This window comes from Variovorax sp. Soil_C_33, from assembly GCF_057656935.1.
In genome coordinates, this window is the sequence record NZ_JBDGJK010000011.1 from 56,573 (window position 1) to 75,513 (window position 18,941).

Sequence of the window (18,941 nt, forward strand, 5' to 3'; positions counted from 1 at the left end):
TGGGGACTGGGAGGGATGGATCAGGGAAGCAGGCTCACGTGCGCGGCCACCACGCGCCAGCCCTGGCCGGTGCGCATCCAGGTCTGGCTCTGGCGCCCGGTCTTCGCGCTGCCTTCGCGGCGGAACTCGATGTTGGCGGTAGCGAAGTCGCGGCCATAGGTGGTGATCACGGCGCGCAGCACGTCGCGTGCCAGGCCCTGCGAGGGCCGCGCGGCGCGGAAGACCTGGATTTCTTCGTAGCCGTAGAGGTTTTCGGTCGCGCCGTAGCGCAGCGTGTGCGGGCTGTTCCAGAACAGTTCATCGAGCACCTCGACCTTGTTGTGGACCAGCGCGTCCTCGTAGCGCGCGAAGGCGGCCGTCACTTCGGCCAGCACGTCGGGGAGGTTGATCTCGGGCGTCATCGTGTCGTTCTTCACGAGAGGGTGGCGACGGGCGCCTGCGCCACGCCGGCCGATTCGAGCGCCGCGGCCACGCGCAGCACCAGGTCTTCGCGCCACGGCGCGGCGATCACCTGCACGCCGATCGGCAGGCTCGGGTGCGCGCCCCACACCGGCACGGCGCACACCGGCAGGCCGATGCACGAGATGGGCTGCGTCAGCACGCCCATGTTGGGCCGCACCTGCGCGCGCCGGCCGTTGAGCTCGAACCATTCGGCGCCGATGGGTGTGGCGGCGCAGGGCGTGGCCGCAGCGAGCAGGATGTCGAAGCGCTCGAGGGCCCGCGCTGCCTGCTCGGCGTAGAGGCGCCGCACGCGCTGCGCGCGCGCCACCCAGGCCGCCGGCAGCAGCGCGCCGGCCAGGAAGCGGTCGCGCGAGAGCGGCTCGAAGTCCTGCGCGCGCGTGCGCAGATCGCTCAGGTGCAGCGCCGCGCCCTCCGAATTGGTGATCAGGAAGGCCGCGGCGCGCCCGGCCTCTACCATCGGCAGTTCGACAGTGCGGCTCGCGCCCAGCGCCTGGGCCACGGTGTCGACCGCGGCGAGCGCCTCGGGCTGTGCGCGCTGCCGGAACCAGCCGCCGAGCACGCCGACGCGCAGGCCCTGCACGCCGCGCGACAGCAGGTTGGCGACCGGCTCGACGGTGCGCTGGGCGCAGCCGGGATCGCGTGGCGCCAGTCGTTCCGGTCCCTGCATCGCGTCGTAGGCCAGCGCCAGGTCGCGCACCGAGCGCGCGAAGGGGCCGAGGTGATCCAGGCTCGAGACGAAGGGGTAGCTGCCGGTGCGCGGCAGCCGGCCGAAGGTGGGCTTGAGCCCGAACACGCCGTTGAGCGAAGCGGGCACGCGGATCGAGCCGTTGGTGTCGGAGCCGAGCGCGAGCGCCACCTGACCTGCGGCGACGGCGGCGCCGGAGCCGCCCGAGGAGCCGCCGGCGATTCGGTCGAGATCGTGCGGGTTGTGGGTCGCGCCGACGTGGCTGTTCTCGGTCGTGAAGCCGTAGGCGTACTCGTCCATGTTGAGCGCGCCGACCAGCACCGCGCCGGCGCTTTCGAGACGGCGCACCAGCGTCGCATCGCCGCGCGCCGGTTCGCGCTCGCGCTCGATCTTCGAGCCGGCCAGCGTGGGCAGGCCGGCGATGTCGAACAGGTTCTTGACCGCGAAGGGCACGCCGAGCAGCGGCAGCTCGCGCGTGCGCACGCCATGCGAGGAGGCCAGCGAGGCATCGACCTGCCCCGCGCGCCGCAGCGCGCGCTCGCGGACCACCTCGGTGAAGGCGTTGACGCGGCCGTCGGTCGCGGCGATGCGGTCCAGGCTGGCCTGCGCGAGCGCGACCGCGCTCACCGCGCCCGAGCGCACCGCCTGCGCCATCGCGGCGGCATCCTGCAGCAGCAAGGCGGCGGGTGTCATGCGCCGGGCTCCGGGGGCACGACCGGCGAGAAGTGGACCGCCGGCTCGGCGTGCGGGTCCAGCGGCACCGCCTCCACCACCGCGGCGAACTCGGCCGCCAGCGCAAAGTAGCGCAGCACCCCGGCACGATGGTCGGGCCGCAGCTTCAGATCGAGCGCGGCCGCCGCGGCATCGACGTAAGCCTCGATCTGCTTCGGCGTCATCGCCTGACCTCGCGCTGGAAGATCTCGAGACTCAGCTTCTTGGTGCCGATGAAGCTCGGCGCGCTCAGCGTCTCCAGCGTGCGCGGGCGCGCATCGGCGTAGTCGAGGATCTCGGCCACCCGGGTCGGCCGCTTGGTCAGCAGCAGCACCTGGTCGGCCAGGTAAACCGCCTCCTCCAGATCGTGCGAGACCAGGAGCATCGTGGTGCCGGTCTGCATGAACACTTCCTGCAGCTTCTCGCGGATGAAGAGCGTCATCTCGAAGTCGAGCGCGGAGAAAGGCTCGTCGAGGAACAGCACCTCGGGATTCGGCGCCAGTGCGCGCATGATCGAGGCCGTCTGCTGCTGGCCGCCCGAGAGCTCGTATGGGTAGCGGTGCAGGTCGAACTTGACGTCGAAGGAGGCGACGAGCTCCGCCATGCGCCGGTCGACCTCGGCCTTGGAGCGGCCTTCGAGCTTCAGCGGATAGGCGATGTTGTCGATGGTACGCATCCACGGGAACATCGCTTCGCGGTAGTTCTGGAACACGTAGCCGATCTTGGTGTCTTTCAGCGACTTGCCGTCGAACAGGATCTCGCCCGAGTCGATCGGGATCAGTCCTGCGATCATGTTGATCAGGGTCGACTTACCGCAGCCGTTGGGCCCGAAGACCGAGACGATCTTGTGCTTGGGAATGTCGAGGTCGAAGTTCTCGTATAGGGGCCAGCCCGCGAAGTACTTGGTGAGGCCGCGGATGGTGATGTGCGTGCCGGCCGGGCCGGGCGCGAAGGCAGGCTTCGGCACGTCGGCGTACACCGGGCCGTTGATGACGGTGTCGGTGACTGCTCTCATCTTCCGCTCCAGTGCACGATGCGGCGTTCTGCGAGCAGGAAGAGGATGTTGAGCGCGTAGCCCAGCGCGCCCGCCGCGAGGATCGCCGCATACATGCTCTTGACGTTGAGCACCTGCTGCGCATCGATGATGCGGTGACCCAAGCCGTTGTCGGAACCGATGAACATCTCGGCCACGATCACGATCACCAGCGCCATCGAAACCGCCGAGCGCAGGCCGACGAAGGAAGGCTGCAGGCTCTCCCACACCAGCACGTCCTTGAAGATCTGCCAGCGCGAGGCGCCCATCACGCGCGCCGCCATCACGCGCTGCTTGCGCGCATTGATCACGCCGTAGGCGCTGTTGAACACCACGATCAGCAAAGCGCCGAAGGCCGCGATCGCCACCTTGTTGACGTCGGACACGCCGAAGACCAGCAGGAACAGCGGGATCAATGCCGAAGACGGCGTGGAGCGGAAGAAGTCGATCAGGAACTCGACGCTGCGATAGGCGCGCTCGTTGCTGCCGAGCAGCACGCCCAGCGGCACGCCGATGGCCGCCGCGATCAGGAAGGCCTGCAGCGTGCGCCAGACCGTAACCGCGAAATCCATCAGCAGCGGGCCGCCCGCCAGGCCGGTGAGCAGCGCCGCGATGGTGTCGGCCGGCGTCGGCAGCAGGATCGCCTTGATGAAGCCGAGCCGCACCACCAGGTCCCACAGGATGAACAGCACGATGGGGCCGATGGCGGGCAGCCATTTGCTCCATGACGACTTCTTCGGCGTGGCTGCGGCTGCGGCGCCGGCGGTCCATGGTGCCGCAGCCGCGGGGCCGGTGCTCGGGGCGGCCATGGTCAGCCCTTGTAGAGCAGGCCGTCCACCGGCACCTTCTTCTCGAAGATGCCTTTCTCAGTGAACAGGTCGTAGAACTTCTGGAAGTAGGCGACGTCGCTGGGCTTGAACTCGTTGTAGAGCATGTACGAGGCCAGCGGCACCTCGGCCGTGAGCGCACCCTCGATCGCGGTGTAGCCCTTCATGTGATGCCGCGCGTCTGCCGGCTTGGTGCGCACCAGCTCGACGCCGCGCGCGTAGGCGGCGATGAACTTCTTCGCCGCGTCCGGGTTCTTCTTGATGAACTCGCTCGTCAGGCTGGCGGCGCCGCCGTGCCACGGCGCCATCGGGTCGCCGAGGATGTACTTGGCGACCACGCCGGCCTCGATCACGCGCGTGGTGCCGTTCATGCGGCCGACCGTGCCGGTCGGCTCCAGCGTGTAGCAGGCGTCGACCTGGCCTGCCACCAGCGATGCGACGTGCTGGCCGATCGGCAGCTCGGAGACCACAGCGCTCTTGGCACCGGCGCGCTCCAGCATGGTCTTGCACAGCGTCACGTTCTGGATGCCGGGGCCGGAGGCGACCTTCTTTCCAGCGAGCTCGGCCATGGTCTTGACAGGGTTGTCCTTGGCGACGATGAACTCGTCGAGCACGAACTTGGCGTTGCTCGGGTTGGTGCAGAAGATCTTGAAGAGGCCAGGCTGCGCGATCTCGCCGATGGCGAGGTTGGCCGAGCCGGTGCCGTTGGAGCTGCCGTCAGAGCGGCCCGAGAGCATCGCTTCCATCACCTGCTGCGCGCCGGCGAACTTGAGCGCTTCGACCTCGAGGCCGGCTTCCTTGAAGTAGCCGCGATCGATGGCCGCGAAGAAAGGCAGGCCCGCCGCGACCGGCCAGTAGCCGACGCGGATCTTCGGCGCGGCCTGGGCCAGCACCAGCGAAGGCGCTGCGAGCGCGGCGATGCCTGCGACGCCGGCTTGCAGCGCACGTCGGCGCGACGCAGCGGGTATCGGTTTGACAATGCTCATGAAACACTCCTTGTCCTTGCCTTGCGGGATTCGACGTAGCGGCGCCAGCCGCCCAGATGCGTGATGTCTTCGGCGCCTTCGAGCGCCAGCCCTTCGCAGAGAAAGCCCTGCACGCTGCTGCCGTCGGCGAGCGCCAGGGTGCCGATGCCGAGCGGCGCCGGAATCAGCGACACGAAGGAGCCGTAGTGCGCGAGCGGCATCTGCCAGACCTCGACCGCGATCGCCGCACCTTCCGTGCCCGCCACGCGCACCAGCCCGGGCTTGGGCGGCACGGTGCCGGGCAAGGCATAGAGGCGATAGTGCGGCGCGGTCGCCGTCTGCGACACGAGCGTGGCGCCGCGCTCGGTCAGCTGGCCGTTCAGCGGCATGCCCGACAGGTGGGCGCCAACCACCGCGAGCCTGACCACAGGCTCGGCCGCGATCAGCGGAAGCGCTTCGGGCGCGGGCAGCGGTGCCCCCGTCGCGCCCAGCGGCAGGCCGGTGGCATGGTGGAAGCGCTGGCCCAGTTCGGCCAGTTGGAAGTCGCTGCCCGCGCGGCCGATCAGCGTGATGCCGAAAGGCAGCCCGTCCTCACGCAGGCTGCTCGGCACCGAGATCGCCGCGTAGTCGAGCAGATTCACGAAATTGGTGTATTCCCCCAGGTTGCGATTGAGCGCGATCGGCGCGGCCCGCATCGCATCGGTCGTGTAGTGCGCGGGCGCGGTGGGCACCAGCAGCACGTCGATGTCGCGCCACATCGCGGCCGCGCGCTGGCCGAGTGCGTGCAGCTTCGTGCGCGCATCGACGAAGTCGGCCGCGCTGTAGCGCCGGCCCGCGGCCAGGATGCCGCGCACCGGTTCGATCACTTCGCTTTCATGCGCGTCGAAGAAGTGGCGCACGGCGGCATAGCGCTCGGCGACCAGCGCACTGTCGTAGAGCAGCGCGGCCGCTTCGGCCAGCGGCGCGTAGTCGATGGCCACGGGCATGCCGCCCAGGGCCTGCGTCTGCGCGACGGCGCGTTCGAAGGCTGCAGCCGACAGTGCATCGCCGAAGAAGCGCGGCGAGCGCGGCACGCCGAAACGCAAGCGCTCGGGCAAGGGTTCGGTCGCGAGCTTCACCCGGCGCGAATAGGGGTCTTCGGCGTCGAAGCCCATCGCCACCTGCAGTACGCGCGCGGCCATGCCCACGGTCCTTGCGAAGATCGACACGCAATCGACGCTCTGCGCCGCCGGCACCACGCCGCGCGCACTGATCAGGCCGCGCGAGGGCTTGATGCCGACGATGTTGTTGAGCCCGGCCGGCACCCGTCCCGAGCCCGCGGTGTCGGTGCCCAGGGCGAAGTCGACCTGGCCGGTGGCGACCACGTAGGCCGAGCCGGAGCTCGAGCCCCCCGACACATAGCGGGCATCGAAGCTGTTGGGCACGGCGCCATAGGGCGAACGGGTGCCGTTCAGGCCGCAGGCGAACTGGTCGAGATTGGTCTTGCCGGCCAGGCTTGCACCGGCATCGAGCAGCCGCTGCACCACATGCGCATGGGCGGCCGGCGTGTAGGCGAAGGCAGGACAGGCCGCCGTGGTGGGCACGCCGGCGGCATCGATGTTGTCCTTGGCGGCGAAACTGAGGCCGGCCAGCGACCCCTCGGCCGCGCCGGACAACGGCGGGTCGAGCCTCGCGATCCACGCCAGCGCGGCCCACCCGTCCGTCTGCTCTTGCGCCATGCCGCGAAGCGAGGCTTCTTCATGCACCATCATCAAGCATCCTGTCTTGTGTACAAGACGAGATGCAAGGGGCATGCCAGGGCGAGCGGATGCGGCGCCGCCCTCCCGGCCGCGGTCGAATCAGTGCTGACTGGCGGTCGAGCGCACGATGATTTCGCAGGCGTCCACGTCCTGCGCTTGCGCGATCGCCAAGGCGATGGACCGCGCGATGGCCGTGGGCGACTCGGTCGCGCCCGGCGAGATCACGGTGACACGAATGTCGCCGCCCGCCTCCTGGCGCAGCCGTTCGGAGATCGCGTGCACCGCGAACCCGGAGGCGCAATAGACGAACTGCCCGCTGCCCTGCGCGCGCATGCGCGGCAGGCCGGCGGCGATGCCGTGCAGCACGCCGCGCACGTTGACATCGCGCATGCCGTCCCGCTCGTCGACCTTGAGGCCGGCGTTGTTGACGATCACGTCGACGCGGCCGAAAGCCTCGGTCGCCTCGTCGATGAAGGACTGCATGCTGGCGCGCCGCGTGACGTCGAGCGCCTGGTAGCGCGCGCAGCCGCCGGCCTCGACGATCTCGTTGGCGAGGGCATTCAGCCGGCCGATGCGGCGCGCGCCGAGCAGCACGCGCGCGCCGCGCTGTGCCAGGAGCCTGGCGGTGGCTTCGCCGATGCCGCTGCTCGCGCCGGTGATGGCGACGACTTTTCCTTCGATGCCTGACATGTTGCGTTCCTTGCCTGCGGGGGAGTGGAACGAAGTCTAGGAACGAGGCGGCAGGAGGCGGTAGCCGATTCGACCGCGCTTCTTGCCTGATCCTGCAATGCGCGGCCCTCAAAGTACCGAGAGCGGCTCGAACGCAACGCCCTGGCCGGCGGCCCGCCTGATCGGCTCCGGGTCGACACCGGCGCGCAGCGCGCGCAGCAGCGCGGTGTCCATGTAGACACGCTCCTCGGCGATCTTTCCGTCCTTCAGGCGAAACTTGTCGACCCCGCGCCAGTCGAAGCGCTTGCCGCCGACCAGGCGCGTGCACTGCCATTCGATGATCACGATGTCGCCGCGCGAGGTCCAGTCCAGCAGCTGCCAGACGAGGTCGGGCGCGGCTTCACGCTGCACCTCGTTCAAGTGCCCGAGCTCGGCACCGGCGATCGGGCGATCGACCAGCGGCGTGCGCAGCACGCCGTCGGGGTGCCAGAGCGCGAGAAAGGCCTCGCCATCCCTCGCGGCCCATGCGGCGGCGAATCGGGTGATGAAATCGTGGATCTCTGCATCGGTCATGGATCGTCTTGTCCTGGTGATGTTGACGAAGCGATGATCGCGAAGCGCCGCGCATTTGCCCGGCCATATCCGGACATCATCATGAAAGGTCGATCGTGAAGATTCTCGTGACCGGCAGTTCCGGCCATCTCGGCGAGGCCTTGATGCGCAGCCTGCAGCACACGGCACACGATGCCGTCGGCATCGACGTGCTGGCGTCGCCATTCACCCGCCATGTCGGCTCGATCACCGACCGCGCTCTCGTGGCCCGCTGCATGCGGGGCGTCGATGCCGTGCTCCATACCGCGACGCTGCACAAGCCCCACGTCGCCACGCACAGCCGCCAGGACTTCGTCGACACCAACATCACGGGCACGCTGAACCTGCTGGAGGAAGCGGCAGCCGCAGGCGCCGGCGCCTTCGTCTTCACCAGCACCACCAGCGCCTTCGGGCGTGCGCTGACGCCGCCGCCGGGCGCGCCGGCGGCCTGGGTGACCGAGGAGGTGGCGCCGGTGCCGAAGAACATCTACGGCGCCACCAAGGTTGCGGCCGAAGACCTGTGCGAACTGTTCCAGCGCCAGCAGGGGCTGCCCTGCATCGTGCTGCGCACCTCCCGCTTCTTTCCCGAGGAGGACGACCAGCGCCATGTTCGCGAACGCTACGAGGACGCGAACGCGAAGGTCAACGAGTTCCTGCATCGCCGGGTCGACGTGGAGGACGTGGTCGAGGCGCACCTGCTCGCCCTAGAACGCGCGGCCGGGATCGGCTTCGGCCGCTACATCGTCAGCGCGAGCTCGCCCTTCACGCGCGACGACTTGCAGCAGCTGCGCACCGACCTGCCCGCGGTGGTGGCGCGCCATGTGCCGCAGTTCGAAGTCGAATACGCGCGGCGCGGGTGGCGCATGTTCCCCGAGATCGACCGCGTCTACGTCAACGAGCGCGCACGCGCCGAGCTCGGCTGGCGGCCGCGGCATGACTTCCGCGCGGTCATCGAGCGCCTGCGCGCCGGCGGCGACCATCGCAGCGCGCTGGCGCAGGCGATCGGTTCCAAGGGCTACCACGCGACCGTGTTCGCGGACGGCCCCTATCCCGTGGACTAGCCGCGCTTCGCCGCGCGGTAGAGCCCTTCGACCTTGGGCACGTTGGCCTCGAGCTTGGCGATGCGGTCGGGCCCGCTCGGATGCGTCGAGAGAAAGCTCAGCCCGCCCTGGTTCTTCGAGGCCTGCGCCATCTTCTTCCACAGAGAGACCGAAGCCTTCGGGTCGTAGCCGCCGCGCGCGGCAAGTTCGAGCCCGACCAGGTCGGCATCGGTCTCGTCGCTGCGGCTGAACTTGAGCGTGAGCAGCTGCGTGCCGGCCCGCGCCGCAAGGTCGCCGGCTTGCCCGAGGCCCAGCAGCTGGGCCGTGATCGACAGCGCGGCGCCCGTGCCCGCGCTCTTGGCGAGGCGGGCCCGCGCATGCTCGCGCAGCGCATGCGCCATCTCGTGGCCCATGACCATCGCGACCTCGTCGTCGGTCAGCTTGAGCTGGTCGAGGATGCCGGTGAAGAAGGCGATCTTGCCGCCCGGCATGCAGAAGGCGTTGATCTGCTTGCTGCCGATCAGGTTGAGCTCCCACTTCCAGCGCGCAGCGCGCTCGTTCCATTGCGCCGCGAAGGGGATGATGCGTGCCGAGATGGCATGCAGCCGCTGCAACTGCGGATGGCCCTCCGGGGCCAGCGCGCCCTTGGCCTTGGCCTGCGCCATCAGCTGGCCGTACTGCTGCACGCCCGCCTGCTCGACGTTCTCGGCCGGCACCAGGTTGCGCGCCACCGAGGACTTGCCGACCTCGACCTGGGCGAGCGCCGGCGTCACCGCGGCCGCGCTCGCGGCGAGCAGGAATGCGCGGCGGCCTTGCCAGGTTCCGGAGCGAGAAAAGCAGCGCAAACACATGGGGGAATAATAAGAGAGCCCCAAAGACCCTCATTCATGTCCGCACCCCCGGCTGACGAAGCCCCCCCTGCCCTGCCTTGGCGCGACGCGCTCAAGGTGTATCTCGAACCGGCCACGCTGCGCATGCTCGCGCTGGGCTTCTCCGCGGGCCTGCCACTGCTGCTGGTGCTGGGCACGCTGAGCTTTCGCCTGCGGGAGGCCGGCGTCGACCGCACCACCATCGGCTACCTGAGCTGGGTCGGCCTGGCCTACGGCTTCAAGTGGGTCTGGGCGCCGCTGGTGGACCGGCTGCCGATCCCGCCGCTGACCACGCTGCTCGGACGCCGCCGCGGCTGGCTGCTGCTGGCGCAGGCGACGGTGATCGCCGGCATCGTCGGCATGGCCTTCAACGACCCGCGCGCCGGGCTCGCGCCGCTCGTCTGGTGCGCGCTGCTGGTGGCTTTCGGCTCGGCCACGCAGGACATCGCGCTCGACGCCTTCCGCATCGAATCGGCCGCCACGCGCAAGCAGGCCGCGCTGGCGGCGGCCTACCAGACCGGCTACCGGCTGGCGATGATCTGGGCCGGCGCCGGCGTGCTGTGGATCGCGGCCTGGGCCGAGATCGCCGACAGCGCGGGCTACCAGAATGCGGCCTGGAAAGCCGCCTACCTCGTGATGGCGGCTTCGATGGCCGTCGGCGTGATCACGGTGCTGCTGTCGCCCGAGCCGGTGCGCGTGGCGCTGCCGAAGGCGAAGAACGCGGCCGAGTGGCTGCAAAGTGTGCTGATCGAGCCCTTCGCGGACTTCATCCGCCGCTACAAGTGGCAGGCGGCCCTGATCCTCGCGCTGATCGCGGTCTATCGCATCAGCGACGTGGTGATGGGCATCATGGCCAACCCCTTCTATGTCGACATGGGCTTCACCAAGGACGAGGTCGCGACGGTCAGCAAGATCTACGGCGTGGTGATGACGCTGGCCGGCGCCTTCGTCGGCGGCGTGCTGTCGATGCGCTTCGGCGTGATGCGCGTGCTGATGCTGGGGGCAGTGCTGAGCGCCGCGAGCAACCTGCTGTTCGCCTGGCTCGGAACGCGCGGGCACGATCTCACCGGCCTGGTGCTGGTGGTCTCGGCCGACAACCTGGCCGGCGGCATCGCATCGGCCGCCTTCATCGCCTACCTGTCGAGCCTGACCAACATCAGTTACTCGGCCACGCAGTACGCGCTGTTCAGCTCGCTGATGCTGCTCTTGCCCAAGTTCATTGCCGGCTACTCGGGCGTCTTTGTCGACCACTACGGCTACGGCGCCTTCTTCGTCGGCACTGCGGCGCTGGGCGCGCCGGTGCTGCTGCTGGTGGCACTGGCTTCCAGAGCCTTCAAAACGGCACCATAATGGCTCCATTTCGAAGGCATTTGCGTGGCCAATCTGTCGATCAAGGGCGTTCCTGACGACCTCGCCGAGCGCCTGCGGCAACGGGCCGCACGCAACCACCGCTCGCTGCAGGGCGAGCTGATGGCCATCATCGAGCAGGCCGCCGTCGAGCCGAAGCCCGAGGCCGCCCACATCTTTCAGCGCGCAAGCAAGTCCATCGAACAGATCGCGGCCGAGCACCGCGCCCGATTTCCGCAGCCCATCGCCAACGGCCCCGACGCGGTCGACATCATCCGCACCGAACGAGACGTCCGGTGAGCGCGCCGGCATCCGCTCCCCGCGCCGCCGAACCGTCGGTGCCCTACCTGATCCGGCCACCGATGGTGGTCGACTGCAGCGCGCTCAGCGCCGTGCTGTTCGACGAGCCGATGCGCGATGCCGCGCTGGCGCGCCTGGTCGGCCACAGCCTGCACGCGCCGAACCTGCTCGATCACGAGATCGCGAGCGTCGCGCTCAAGAAGCTGCGGCAGGACTGGCCTGCGGACTCCGTCGCGCTGGCGCTGGGCGACTACCGCGCCTACGACATCCAGCTGCACCCGGTCGACATCGCTGCGCAGTACGAGCTGGCGCAGCGCCACCAGACTTCGGCCTACGATGCCGCCTACCTGTGGCTCGCGGCCGAGCTGCGGGCGCCGCTCGCCACCTTCGACCCGAAGCTCGCCGCCGCCGCGCAGGCGCACCTGAATGGCTTGCCCTGAGCCGGGGAATTGACCGACATCGATCCGGAAGCCAACTGGTAGGCTTGCCGCACTTCATCCTCTCGACACATTCACGCACCGTGCCCTCCCGCATTCCTCCTCTCCAGATCAGCGCCTTCACCGCCACGTCGGCCGTCGGCGTCGGCAAGGAAGCCCTCGTTGCCGCCCTCGAACAATCAAAGAGCGGCCTGCGCGCCAATGATTTCGGCGCCACGCCCCTTCCCACCTGGATCGGCCGCGTCGGCGGCCTCGAAGAGCTCCGGCTGCCTGAAAACCTGGCCGGATGGGACTGCCGCAACAACCGCCTGGCCTGGCTCGGCCTGCAGGCCGACGGCTTTTTCGAAGCGGTGGCGGCGGCGCGCGAGCGCTACGGCGCGGCGCGCATCGCATTGGTGCTCGGCACCTCCACCTCGAGCATCGGCGAGACCGAACTGGCCTACACGCAGCTCGATGCCGACGGCGGCTTCCCGGCCGGTCAACGGCGGCCGCTGGTCCACACGCCCCATTCGCTCGCGATGTTCGTGCAGCAGGCGCTCGGGCTCGAAGGCCCGGCCGAGACCCTCTCGACCGCCTGTTCGTCGAGCGCCAAGGTCTTCGCTTCGGCCGAGCGGCTGATCCGCCTCGGCCTGGTCGACGCCGCCGTGGTCGGCGGCGTGGACACGCTGTGCGGCAGCGTGCTGTTCGGCTTCAACTCGCTCGAGCTGGTTTCGCCGCAGCCCTGCCGGCCCTTCGATGCGGCCCGCAACGGCATCAGCCTGGGCGAGGCCGCGGGCTTCGCCCTGCTCGAGCGCGGCGCCGGCAGGCTCGAACTGCTGGGCTACGGCGAGGCGAGCGACGCCCACCACATGTCCACGCCCCATCCCGAGGGCCTGGGCGCCGAGCGCGCGCTCGACGAGGCGCTGGCGCGCGCCGGCCTCGCGCCCGAGGCCATCGACTACATCAACATGCACGGCACGGCCAGCATGAAGAACGACGAGGTCGAAGGTGCGCTGATCGCGCGGCGCTTCCCGGCGGCCACGCATGCGAGCTCGACCAAGGGCTTCACCGGCCATACGCTGGGCGCGGCCGGCATCGTCGAGGCCGTGATCAGCCTGCTGGCCATCGAACGCGGGTTGAAGCCGGGCACCGTCAACACCACCGCGCTCGACGCCGACTGCGCCCCGCAGATCCGGCTGCAGCCCGCGCACGGCGAGGTGCGTTACGCGCTCTCCAATTCCTTCGGCTTCGGCGGCAACAACTGCTCGCTGGTGTTCGGCAAGGGAGCAGGCGCATGAGCAGGACGCCGACCCTCTACATCGAAGGCCCGGCCTTCTGGGCGCCGACGCTGCCGGGCTGGGAGACGGCGCGCGCCGTGTTCCGCGGCGAGGCACAGCCGGCCGATCCGCCGGCCAAGCGGCCGGCGCCGCAGTTGCTGGCGCCGGCCGAGCGGCGGCGCGCGCCCGACACAGTGGCGCTCGCGCTAGAGGTCGCGGCGGCCGCGATCGCCGCCTCGGGCCGCGACGCCGCGCAGCTGCCCTGCGTGTTCGCCTCGGCGCACGGCGACCTCGGCATCAACGACTACATGTCCAGCACGCTCGCCAGCGACCCCAAGCTGCTGTCGCCGATCAAGTTCCACAACTCGGTGCACAACGCAGCGGTGGGCTACTGGACCATCGGCACCGGCTGCATGGCGGCGAGCAATTCGGTGTCGGCCTACGAGAGCAGCTTCGCGACTGCCCTGCTCGAGGCGGCGGTGCAGTGCGCGGCCGACCAGGAGGCGGTGCTTCTGGCCGGCTTCGACGTGCCCGCCGTGGGCGCGCTCGCCTCGGTGATCACCAGCCGCGACCTGCTGGCCGTGGCCCTGGTGCTCGCACCGGCGCGCACCGAACGCACGGTGGCCTCCTTCGAATGGTCGCTCGCGAACGGCGCGCAGGAGGCTGCGCCGCGCCCGCCTTCCGATGCGGCGCGCGCGTTGAAGGCCAATGCGATGGCCGATGCGCTGCCCCTGTTCGAAACCCTGGCGCGCGGCAAGCCCGAGACGCTCGCCTTGCCGCTGTCGGGCACGCTGTCGCTGCAGCTGCGGCTCGAACCGCAAGGCTGAGGAAGCCGCCATGGACCCGACCCTCCGCCGGCACGACGTCGTGATCATGGGCGGGGGACTGGCGGGGCTTACGCTCGCGCTGCAGCTCAAGCAACGCTTCGCCGACATCGACGTCGTGGTGCTGGAGCGCCGCGCGCATCCCGTGCCGCATGCGGCGCACAAGGTGGGCGAATCCTCGGTCGAGATCGGCGCCCACTACTTCGACACGGTGCTGGATCTCAAACCGCACATGCACGGCGCCCAGCTGCGCAAGTTCGGCTTCCGTTTCTTCTTCAGCGAAGGCCGGCGCGACATCGACCAGGTGACCGAGATCGGCGCCAGCCGCTACCTCGCGGTGCCGAGCTACCAGATCGACCGCGGCATCTTCGAGAACTACCTGGCCGAGGAGGCGACGCGCCGCGGCGTGCGCTTCGTCGACAGCGCACTGGTGCGCCGCATCGACCTGGCCGAAGACCCGCGCGAGCCGCACCGGCTCAGCTGGACGCAGGACGGCGAGACGCACCTCGTCCAGGCGCGCTGGCTCATCGACGCCTGCGGGCGCGCCGGCATGCTCAAGCGCAAGCTCGGCCTCGCCGAGCCCAATGCGCACGAATGCAATGCCGTGTGGTTCCGCATCGGCGAGCGCATCACCATCGACGACTGGTCCGACAACGCCGAATGGCGCGCCCGCTGCGAGCCGCAGGCGCGCTGGCTCTCGACCAACCACCTGGTCGGCGCGGGCTACTGGGTCTGGCTGATCCCGCTGGCCTCCGGCTCGCATTCGGTCGGCATCGTGGCCGACCCGCGGCTGCATCCGATCGAGACCATCGACAGCTTCGACAAGGCGATGCAGTGGTTCCGTACCTGGCAGCCGCGCCTTTTCGACGAGCTCGACGGCAAGCGTCACCTGCTACAGGACTTCGCCTTCTTCCGCGATTTCTCCTACGGCTGCAAGCAGGTGTTCTCGGGTCGGCGCTGGGCGCTGACCGGCGAGGCGGGGCTCTTCCTCGATCCCTTCTATTCGCCGGGCAGCGACTTCATCGCGATGAGCAACACCTACATCACCGACCTGATCGCGCACGACCGCGCCGGGCACTCGGTGGATGCGCGCGCCCAGCTCTACGACCAGATCTACCATTCCTTCTACGAGAGCACGCTCGCGCTCTATACCGACCAGTATTCGCTCTTCGGCGACCCGGAGGTGCTGCCGGTGAAGGTGATCTGGGACTACACCTACTACTGGGGCGTGCTCTCGCAGATCTTCTTCCAGCAGCGGCTGACCGACCTGGCCCTGCTCGGCAGCCTGCGCGACGAACTCCAGCATTGCCAGCGGCTCAACTTCGCGGTGCAGGACTTCCTGCGCGCCTGGTCGGCCGTGAGCGAGAAACGCAATCCGGCCGTGATGCTGGACCAAGCCGCGCTGCCGTGGTTTGCCGCACTCAACCGCAGCCTGAACGACCGGCTCGACGACGAGGCCTTCCGCACCCGAATGCGGGCTTCAGTCGAGCAGCTGCGCGCGCTGGCCGGCGAGATCCTGGTGCGCGCCACTCGGGAGCATCCTGGCCTCGACGGCCTCGCCCTGCGCGCCGTGCTATCCGAGAAAATGACGGCCGCCTCGCCTGGCCCGGCGCCCGCCTCCATGCTCTTCGCGCCGAACTGACCGATACCAGTCGCTTCGAGGTTTACGCCAACTTTACGGAGCGTTCAAGCCTGCTTGGCGCCACAGGGAGAACCTACAGCCATGAGCACCCCCCAACTCCTGATGATCGAAGACGACGCCCGCCTGGCGCAGATGGTGGGCGAGTACCTCACCCAGTCGGGCTTCGGCTTCAGCCATGCCGCGGATGGCGCCAGCGGACTCGAGCTGCTGCAGCAGCGCTCGCCCGATCTCGTGATCCTCGACCTGATGCTGCCGGACACCGACGGCCTCGAGGTCTGCCGCCGGATCCGGGCCCTGCCCAACGGGCTGGCCAAGGTGTCGGTGCTGATGCTGACCGCCAAGGGCGACCCGATGGACCGCATCATCGGCCTGGAGATCGGCGCCGATGACTACCTGCCCAAGCCCTTCGAGCCGCGCGAGCTGCTGGCGCGCATCCGCGCCGTGCTGCGCCGCCGCAGCGAAACCACGAGCGAGGCGGCGGCAGCCACCGTGATGCGCTTCGGCACTTTGGAAATCGACCGCAACGCGCGCACGGTCACGGTGGGCGGGGCGCCGGCGGATCTCACCTCCTACCAGTTCGACCTGCTGGTCGCGATGGCCGAGCGCGCCGGCCGCGTGCTCACGCGCGACCAGATCATGGAAGCCGTGCGCGGCCGGGAGCTCGAGGCCTTCGACCGCTCGATCGACGTGCACATGGGCCGCATCCGTGCGGCGATCGAAGTCGACGCCAAGAACCCGAAGCGCATCCTGACCGTGCGCGGCGTGGGCTACGTGTTCGCGAAACAACAAGACTGATGCTGCGCAATCTCTACCGGCGCCACCTCTACGTCCGCATCTGGCTGGCGGTGGTGGCCGGCGTCGTCATCCTCACGCTCACCGCCAACTGGATCGTGCGCGAGGCGGCCGAGAACGAGCGCGAGCGACTGTCGGCGGTGCCGCGCGAAGTGGTGGTGCTCAACAACCAGGACCGCGCCATCGGCACCGGGAGCGCCGTGCGTGTGCCCGGCCAGGGGCTCGAATTCGACGTGACGCTCGAGGACGGCCGCGCGATGTCGCTGCGCGTGGCGCCACGCCCGCGCCCGAGCGGCACCAGCGGGCTGGCGGCCTGGCGCACGCCCTTCGGGCTGGGCTGGATGGTCGCGCTGGTCGGCATCGCCGTGGCGCTGGGCGTCTACCCGATCGTGCGCCGGCTCACCAAGCGGCTCGAAGCGCTGCAGCGCGGCGTGCAGCGCTGGGGCGAAGGAGACTTGTCGGTGCGCGTCGCCGAAGAAGGGCAGGACGAAGTGGCCGATCTTTCCAATCGATTCAACGGGGCAGCGGCGCGCATCGAGCAGCTGGTGCGCTCGCACAAGTCGCTGCTGGCCAATGCCTCGCACGAGCTGCGCTCGCCGCTCACGCGCATCCGCATGGGGCTGGAACTGATGGGCGAGCGGCCGAGCGAGGCGGCGCGCGAGGAGATTGCGCGCAACATCGCCGAGCTCGACCAGCTCATCGACGAGATCCTGCTCGCGAGCCGGCTCGACGCCAAGGAAGCCGACATGGGCACCATCGAAACGGTGGACCTGACCGGCCTGGCGGCCGAGGAGTGCGCGCGCGTCGATGCCGAGCTCGACGTGGCCGAGGACGCGAGCAGCGCCGCGCTGACGGTACGCGGCGTGCCTCGCCTGCTGCGGCGCGCGATCCGCAACCTGCTCGAGAACGCGCGACGCTACGGGGCCGGAGAGATCAGCGTGCAGCTCGACAGCACCAGCAATGCCGCCGAGATCCGCGTCAACGACCGCGGCCCAGGCGTGCCGGCCGCGCTGCGCGAGCGCATCTTCGAACCCTTCTACCGGCTGCCGGGCGCGAGCGAGCGCAACGGCGGCGTGGGCCTCGGCCTCGCGCTGGTGAAGTCGATCACCGAGCGCCATGGCGGCAGCGTCCGCTGCGAAGATCGGCCGGGCGGCGGCGCCAGCTTCGTCATCGCCCTGCCGAACTGAGGGCCCCCCGGCTTTTCACTGCGCTTCACTTCGTGTAACTCCACCCCCCGAGGGGGCGGCCCGGCGGCGGCCGCAGCCTGACCGGGGCGTCAGGAAACGGTGCGGCGGCGGCACCTAAAATCCGCCCCCATGCAGAGATCGCAAATCGTCCGCCCCGCAGCCATGTTCTGGGGGCTGACGGTCTTCATGCCGGTCGGCGTCCCCTACCTCGCTTTTTTCCTGCTGCTGGTCGCGCTGCTGGCAGCCGGCGACTGGCGCGAACGCGCCGTCCGCCTGCGCAGCAACCCGATGTGGTGGCCGGCCATCGTCTACGTGGTATGGACGCTGGTGGTGCTCGCGCTCGGGCCCCACTACCCGCAAACGCCATCGAACCTGGTGCACGGGCTGCGCATCGCGGCCACGCTGCTGATGGCGCTGGCCCTCACGCGCGAGGAGGGTCTGTGGGCACTACGGGGCTTCCTGCTGATGGCGCTGGTGAACATCGCGGTCATCGCGGCGCACCACGCGTTCGGCTTCCAGATCGTGGAAGCCTGGCGCGGCGTGGTGATGCCGGTCGGCAACAAGTCCATCAGCAACGCCCTGCTGTTCACCGTCGTGGGTGCCACGGCGGCCGTGTTCGGGCTCGCGGCACTGTCGGAACGCCATCGCTGGCAGGCCGTACCCGCATTCGCGATCACGCTGGCGGTGGTGGTGATCATCTTCTTCAAGCTGGATTCGCGCACCTCGCTGCTGGCCATGCTGCTGGTCATTCCGGCGGCCTGTCTTCACCAGTGGCGGCGCAGGCTCGGCGTGCTCTCGCTTGCCATGGTGCTGGGCGCAGCGGTCGTCGCCGCGGGCCTTTGGAGCTCGCCGGCCGTGCAGCGGAAGTTCGAGCTCGGCGTGCACGAGCTGGAGCAGGCGCAAGGCGGCGCGGTGTCCGAAGGCAGCTGGGTGGTGCGCTACTACATGTACCGCGACACGGGACGCATGATCATCGACCGGCCGTTCGCCGGCTGGGGCATCGGCGGCTGGACCGAGCAGTGGCACCTGCGCGGCCCCAAGCTGCTGGCCGACTACAACATGCCGCACAACGACTTCCTGTGGATGGGCTCACAGGCCGGCATCCCGGGCGCGCTGAGCCTGCTCGCCATCATCCTGACCGGCCTCTGGCTGGCCTGGCGGCGCGACGACCTGATCGGGCGCTACGCCTTCGTCGCGCAGCTGATCCTCCTGATCGCCACCAACGCGAACTCGGCGCTGCGCGATGCGCAGATCGGGCTCAGCCTGCTGTGGGTGGCGACGATCTACCTGCGGCTCGCGCAGGAGCCGGGCGATTCATGGCGCGGGCTGATCCCGCGCCGCGATGCGGTCGCTCTCAGTGGCGATGCGCCACGGCCTCGCCCGCTTTGAGGCGGTAGACCGTGCCGCAATAAGGGCACTTGGCCTCGCCGGTGCGCGCGACGTCGAGGTACACCTTGGGGTGCGCGCTCCACAGCTTCATGTCGGCCTTTGGGTTCGGGCAGAACACGCCGCCCTGGTGGTTCAGGTCCTTGGCCAGCAGTTCGATCACAGCGTTGGACATTGTC

General features: G+C 69.5%; 21 protein-coding genes. 10 read left to right on the forward strand and 11 right to left on the reverse strand.

The features are described 5' to 3' along the window. Positions 1–20 precede the first annotated feature (20 nt). From hpxZ to AC3A6B_RS17905, 9 genes are all read right to left on the reverse strand, one after another. Positions 21–401, reverse strand: a complete 381-nt coding sequence (gene hpxZ, locus AC3A6B_RS17865) for an oxalurate catabolism protein HpxZ (protein ID WP_487838172.1) — start codon at positions 399–401, stop codon at positions 21–23. 11 nt (positions 402–412) lie between these two features. Further along, positions 413–1,840, reverse strand: a complete 1,428-nt coding sequence (locus tag AC3A6B_RS17870) for an AtzE family amidohydrolase (RefSeq protein WP_487838010.1) — start codon at positions 1,838–1,840, stop codon at positions 413–415. Continuing rightward, complete coding sequence (locus AC3A6B_RS17875) at positions 1,837–2,043, reverse strand: AtzG-like protein (RefSeq protein ID WP_487838011.1); 207 nt, start codon at positions 2,041–2,043, stop codon at positions 1,837–1,839. Before AC3A6B_RS17875 ends, AC3A6B_RS17870 begins: the two co-directional genes overlap by 4 nt. After that, on the reverse strand, positions 2,040–2,873 hold the full coding sequence (locus tag AC3A6B_RS17880) for an ABC transporter ATP-binding protein (protein WP_487838012.1): 834 nt from the start codon (positions 2,871–2,873) through the stop codon (positions 2,040–2,042). The genes AC3A6B_RS17875 and AC3A6B_RS17880 overlap by 4 nt, the downstream gene beginning before the upstream one ends. Continuing rightward, a complete protein-coding gene (locus AC3A6B_RS17885; RefSeq protein ID WP_487838013.1) occupies positions 2,870–3,700 on the reverse strand; it encodes an ABC transporter permease in 831 nt (276 codons plus the stop codon). The genes AC3A6B_RS17880 and AC3A6B_RS17885 overlap by 4 nt, the downstream gene beginning before the upstream one ends. 2 nt (positions 3,701–3,702) lie before the next feature. Continuing rightward, positions 3,703–4,704: an ABC transporter substrate-binding protein gene (locus tag AC3A6B_RS17890; RefSeq protein WP_487838014.1), complete on the reverse strand. Its 1,002-nt coding sequence runs from the start codon at positions 4,702–4,704 to the stop codon at positions 3,703–3,705. After that, positions 4,701–6,434: an allophanate hydrolase gene (gene atzF, locus AC3A6B_RS17895; RefSeq protein WP_487838015.1), complete on the reverse strand. Its 1,734-nt coding sequence runs from the start codon at positions 6,432–6,434 to the stop codon at positions 4,701–4,703. The genes AC3A6B_RS17890 and atzF overlap by 4 nt, the downstream gene beginning before the upstream one ends. Before the next feature lie 87 nt (positions 6,435–6,521). Further along, positions 6,522–7,112 (reverse strand): SDR family oxidoreductase, encoded by a 591-nt coding sequence (locus AC3A6B_RS17900; RefSeq protein WP_487838016.1) that lies wholly within the window; start codon positions 7,110–7,112, stop codon positions 6,522–6,524. A 108-nt stretch (positions 7,113–7,220) separates the two neighbouring features. Beyond that, a complete protein-coding gene (locus AC3A6B_RS17905; protein WP_487838017.1) occupies positions 7,221–7,664 on the reverse strand; it encodes a nuclear transport factor 2 family protein in 444 nt (147 codons plus the stop codon). 95 nt (positions 7,665–7,759) lie between these two features. On the opposite strand from AC3A6B_RS17905, the gene AC3A6B_RS17910 reads away from it, so the two are divergent. Continuing rightward, positions 7,760–8,743: an NAD-dependent epimerase/dehydratase family protein gene (locus AC3A6B_RS17910; RefSeq protein WP_487838018.1), complete on the forward strand. Its 984-nt coding sequence runs from the start codon at positions 7,760–7,762 to the stop codon at positions 8,741–8,743. Here the strand turns inward: AC3A6B_RS17910 and AC3A6B_RS17915 are convergent. Next, positions 8,740–9,573, reverse strand: a complete 834-nt coding sequence (locus AC3A6B_RS17915; RefSeq protein WP_487838019.1) for a M48 family metallopeptidase — start codon at positions 9,571–9,573, stop codon at positions 8,740–8,742. The genes AC3A6B_RS17910 and AC3A6B_RS17915 overlap by 4 nt on opposite strands. A 36-nt stretch (positions 9,574–9,609) precedes the next feature. On the opposite strand from AC3A6B_RS17915, the gene AC3A6B_RS17920 reads away from it, so the two are divergent. The 9 genes from AC3A6B_RS17920 (at position 9,610) to AC3A6B_RS17960 (ending at position 18,765) form a co-directional block, all read left to right on the forward strand. After that, positions 9,610–10,941 carry an AmpG family muropeptide MFS transporter gene (locus AC3A6B_RS17920; RefSeq protein WP_487838020.1) on the forward strand — a complete coding sequence of 444 codons (1,332 nt, stop codon included), beginning with the start codon at positions 9,610–9,612 and terminating at the stop codon, positions 10,939–10,941. A gap of 24 nt (positions 10,942–10,965) precedes the next feature. Then, the gene (locus tag AC3A6B_RS17925) at positions 10,966–11,238 is read left to right on the forward strand and encodes a FitA-like ribbon-helix-helix domain-containing protein (RefSeq protein ID WP_487838021.1); all 273 of its coding nucleotides are present in this window, start codon (positions 10,966–10,968) and stop codon (positions 11,236–11,238) included. Continuing rightward, entirely contained in the window at positions 11,235–11,678 is a 444-nt protein-coding gene (locus AC3A6B_RS17930; protein WP_487838022.1) for a type II toxin-antitoxin system VapC family toxin, read from the forward strand. Before AC3A6B_RS17925 ends, AC3A6B_RS17930 begins: the two co-directional genes overlap by 4 nt. A gap of 80 nt (positions 11,679–11,758) precedes the next feature. Next, positions 11,759–12,952, forward strand: a complete 1,194-nt coding sequence (locus AC3A6B_RS17935; protein ID WP_487838023.1) for a beta-ketoacyl-[acyl-carrier-protein] synthase family protein — start codon at positions 11,759–11,761, stop codon at positions 12,950–12,952. After that, complete coding sequence (locus AC3A6B_RS17940; RefSeq protein ID WP_487838024.1) at positions 12,949–13,758, forward strand: beta-ketoacyl synthase chain length factor; 810 nt, start codon at positions 12,949–12,951, stop codon at positions 13,756–13,758. The genes AC3A6B_RS17935 and AC3A6B_RS17940 overlap by 4 nt, the downstream gene beginning before the upstream one ends. 10 nt (positions 13,759–13,768) lie before the next feature. Then, positions 13,769–15,397 carry an NAD(P)/FAD-dependent oxidoreductase gene (locus tag AC3A6B_RS17945; RefSeq protein WP_487838025.1) on the forward strand — a complete coding sequence of 543 codons (1,629 nt, stop codon included), beginning with the start codon at positions 13,769–13,771 and terminating at the stop codon, positions 15,395–15,397. An 81-nt stretch (positions 15,398–15,478) separates the two neighbouring features. After that, positions 15,479–16,192, forward strand: coding sequence for a response regulator (locus tag AC3A6B_RS17950; RefSeq protein ID WP_126839552.1), 714 nt, complete (start codon positions 15,479–15,481; stop codon positions 16,190–16,192). Then, the gene (locus tag AC3A6B_RS17955) at positions 16,192–17,376 is read left to right on the forward strand and encodes an ATP-binding protein (protein WP_487838026.1); all 1,185 of its coding nucleotides are present in this window, start codon (positions 16,192–16,194) and stop codon (positions 17,374–17,376) included. Before AC3A6B_RS17950 ends, AC3A6B_RS17955 begins: the two co-directional genes overlap by 1 nt. Before the next feature lie 129 nt (positions 17,377–17,505). Then, positions 17,506–18,765: an O-antigen ligase family protein gene (locus tag AC3A6B_RS17960; protein ID WP_487838027.1), complete on the forward strand. Its 1,260-nt coding sequence runs from the start codon at positions 17,506–17,508 to the stop codon at positions 18,763–18,765. On the opposite strand, the gene AC3A6B_RS17965 is transcribed toward AC3A6B_RS17960, so the two are convergent. Next, entirely contained in the window at positions 18,731–18,937 is a 207-nt protein-coding gene (locus AC3A6B_RS17965; protein WP_214700791.1) for a zinc-finger domain-containing protein, read from the reverse strand. The genes AC3A6B_RS17960 and AC3A6B_RS17965 overlap by 35 nt on opposite strands. Positions 18,938–18,941 lie beyond the last annotated feature (4 nt).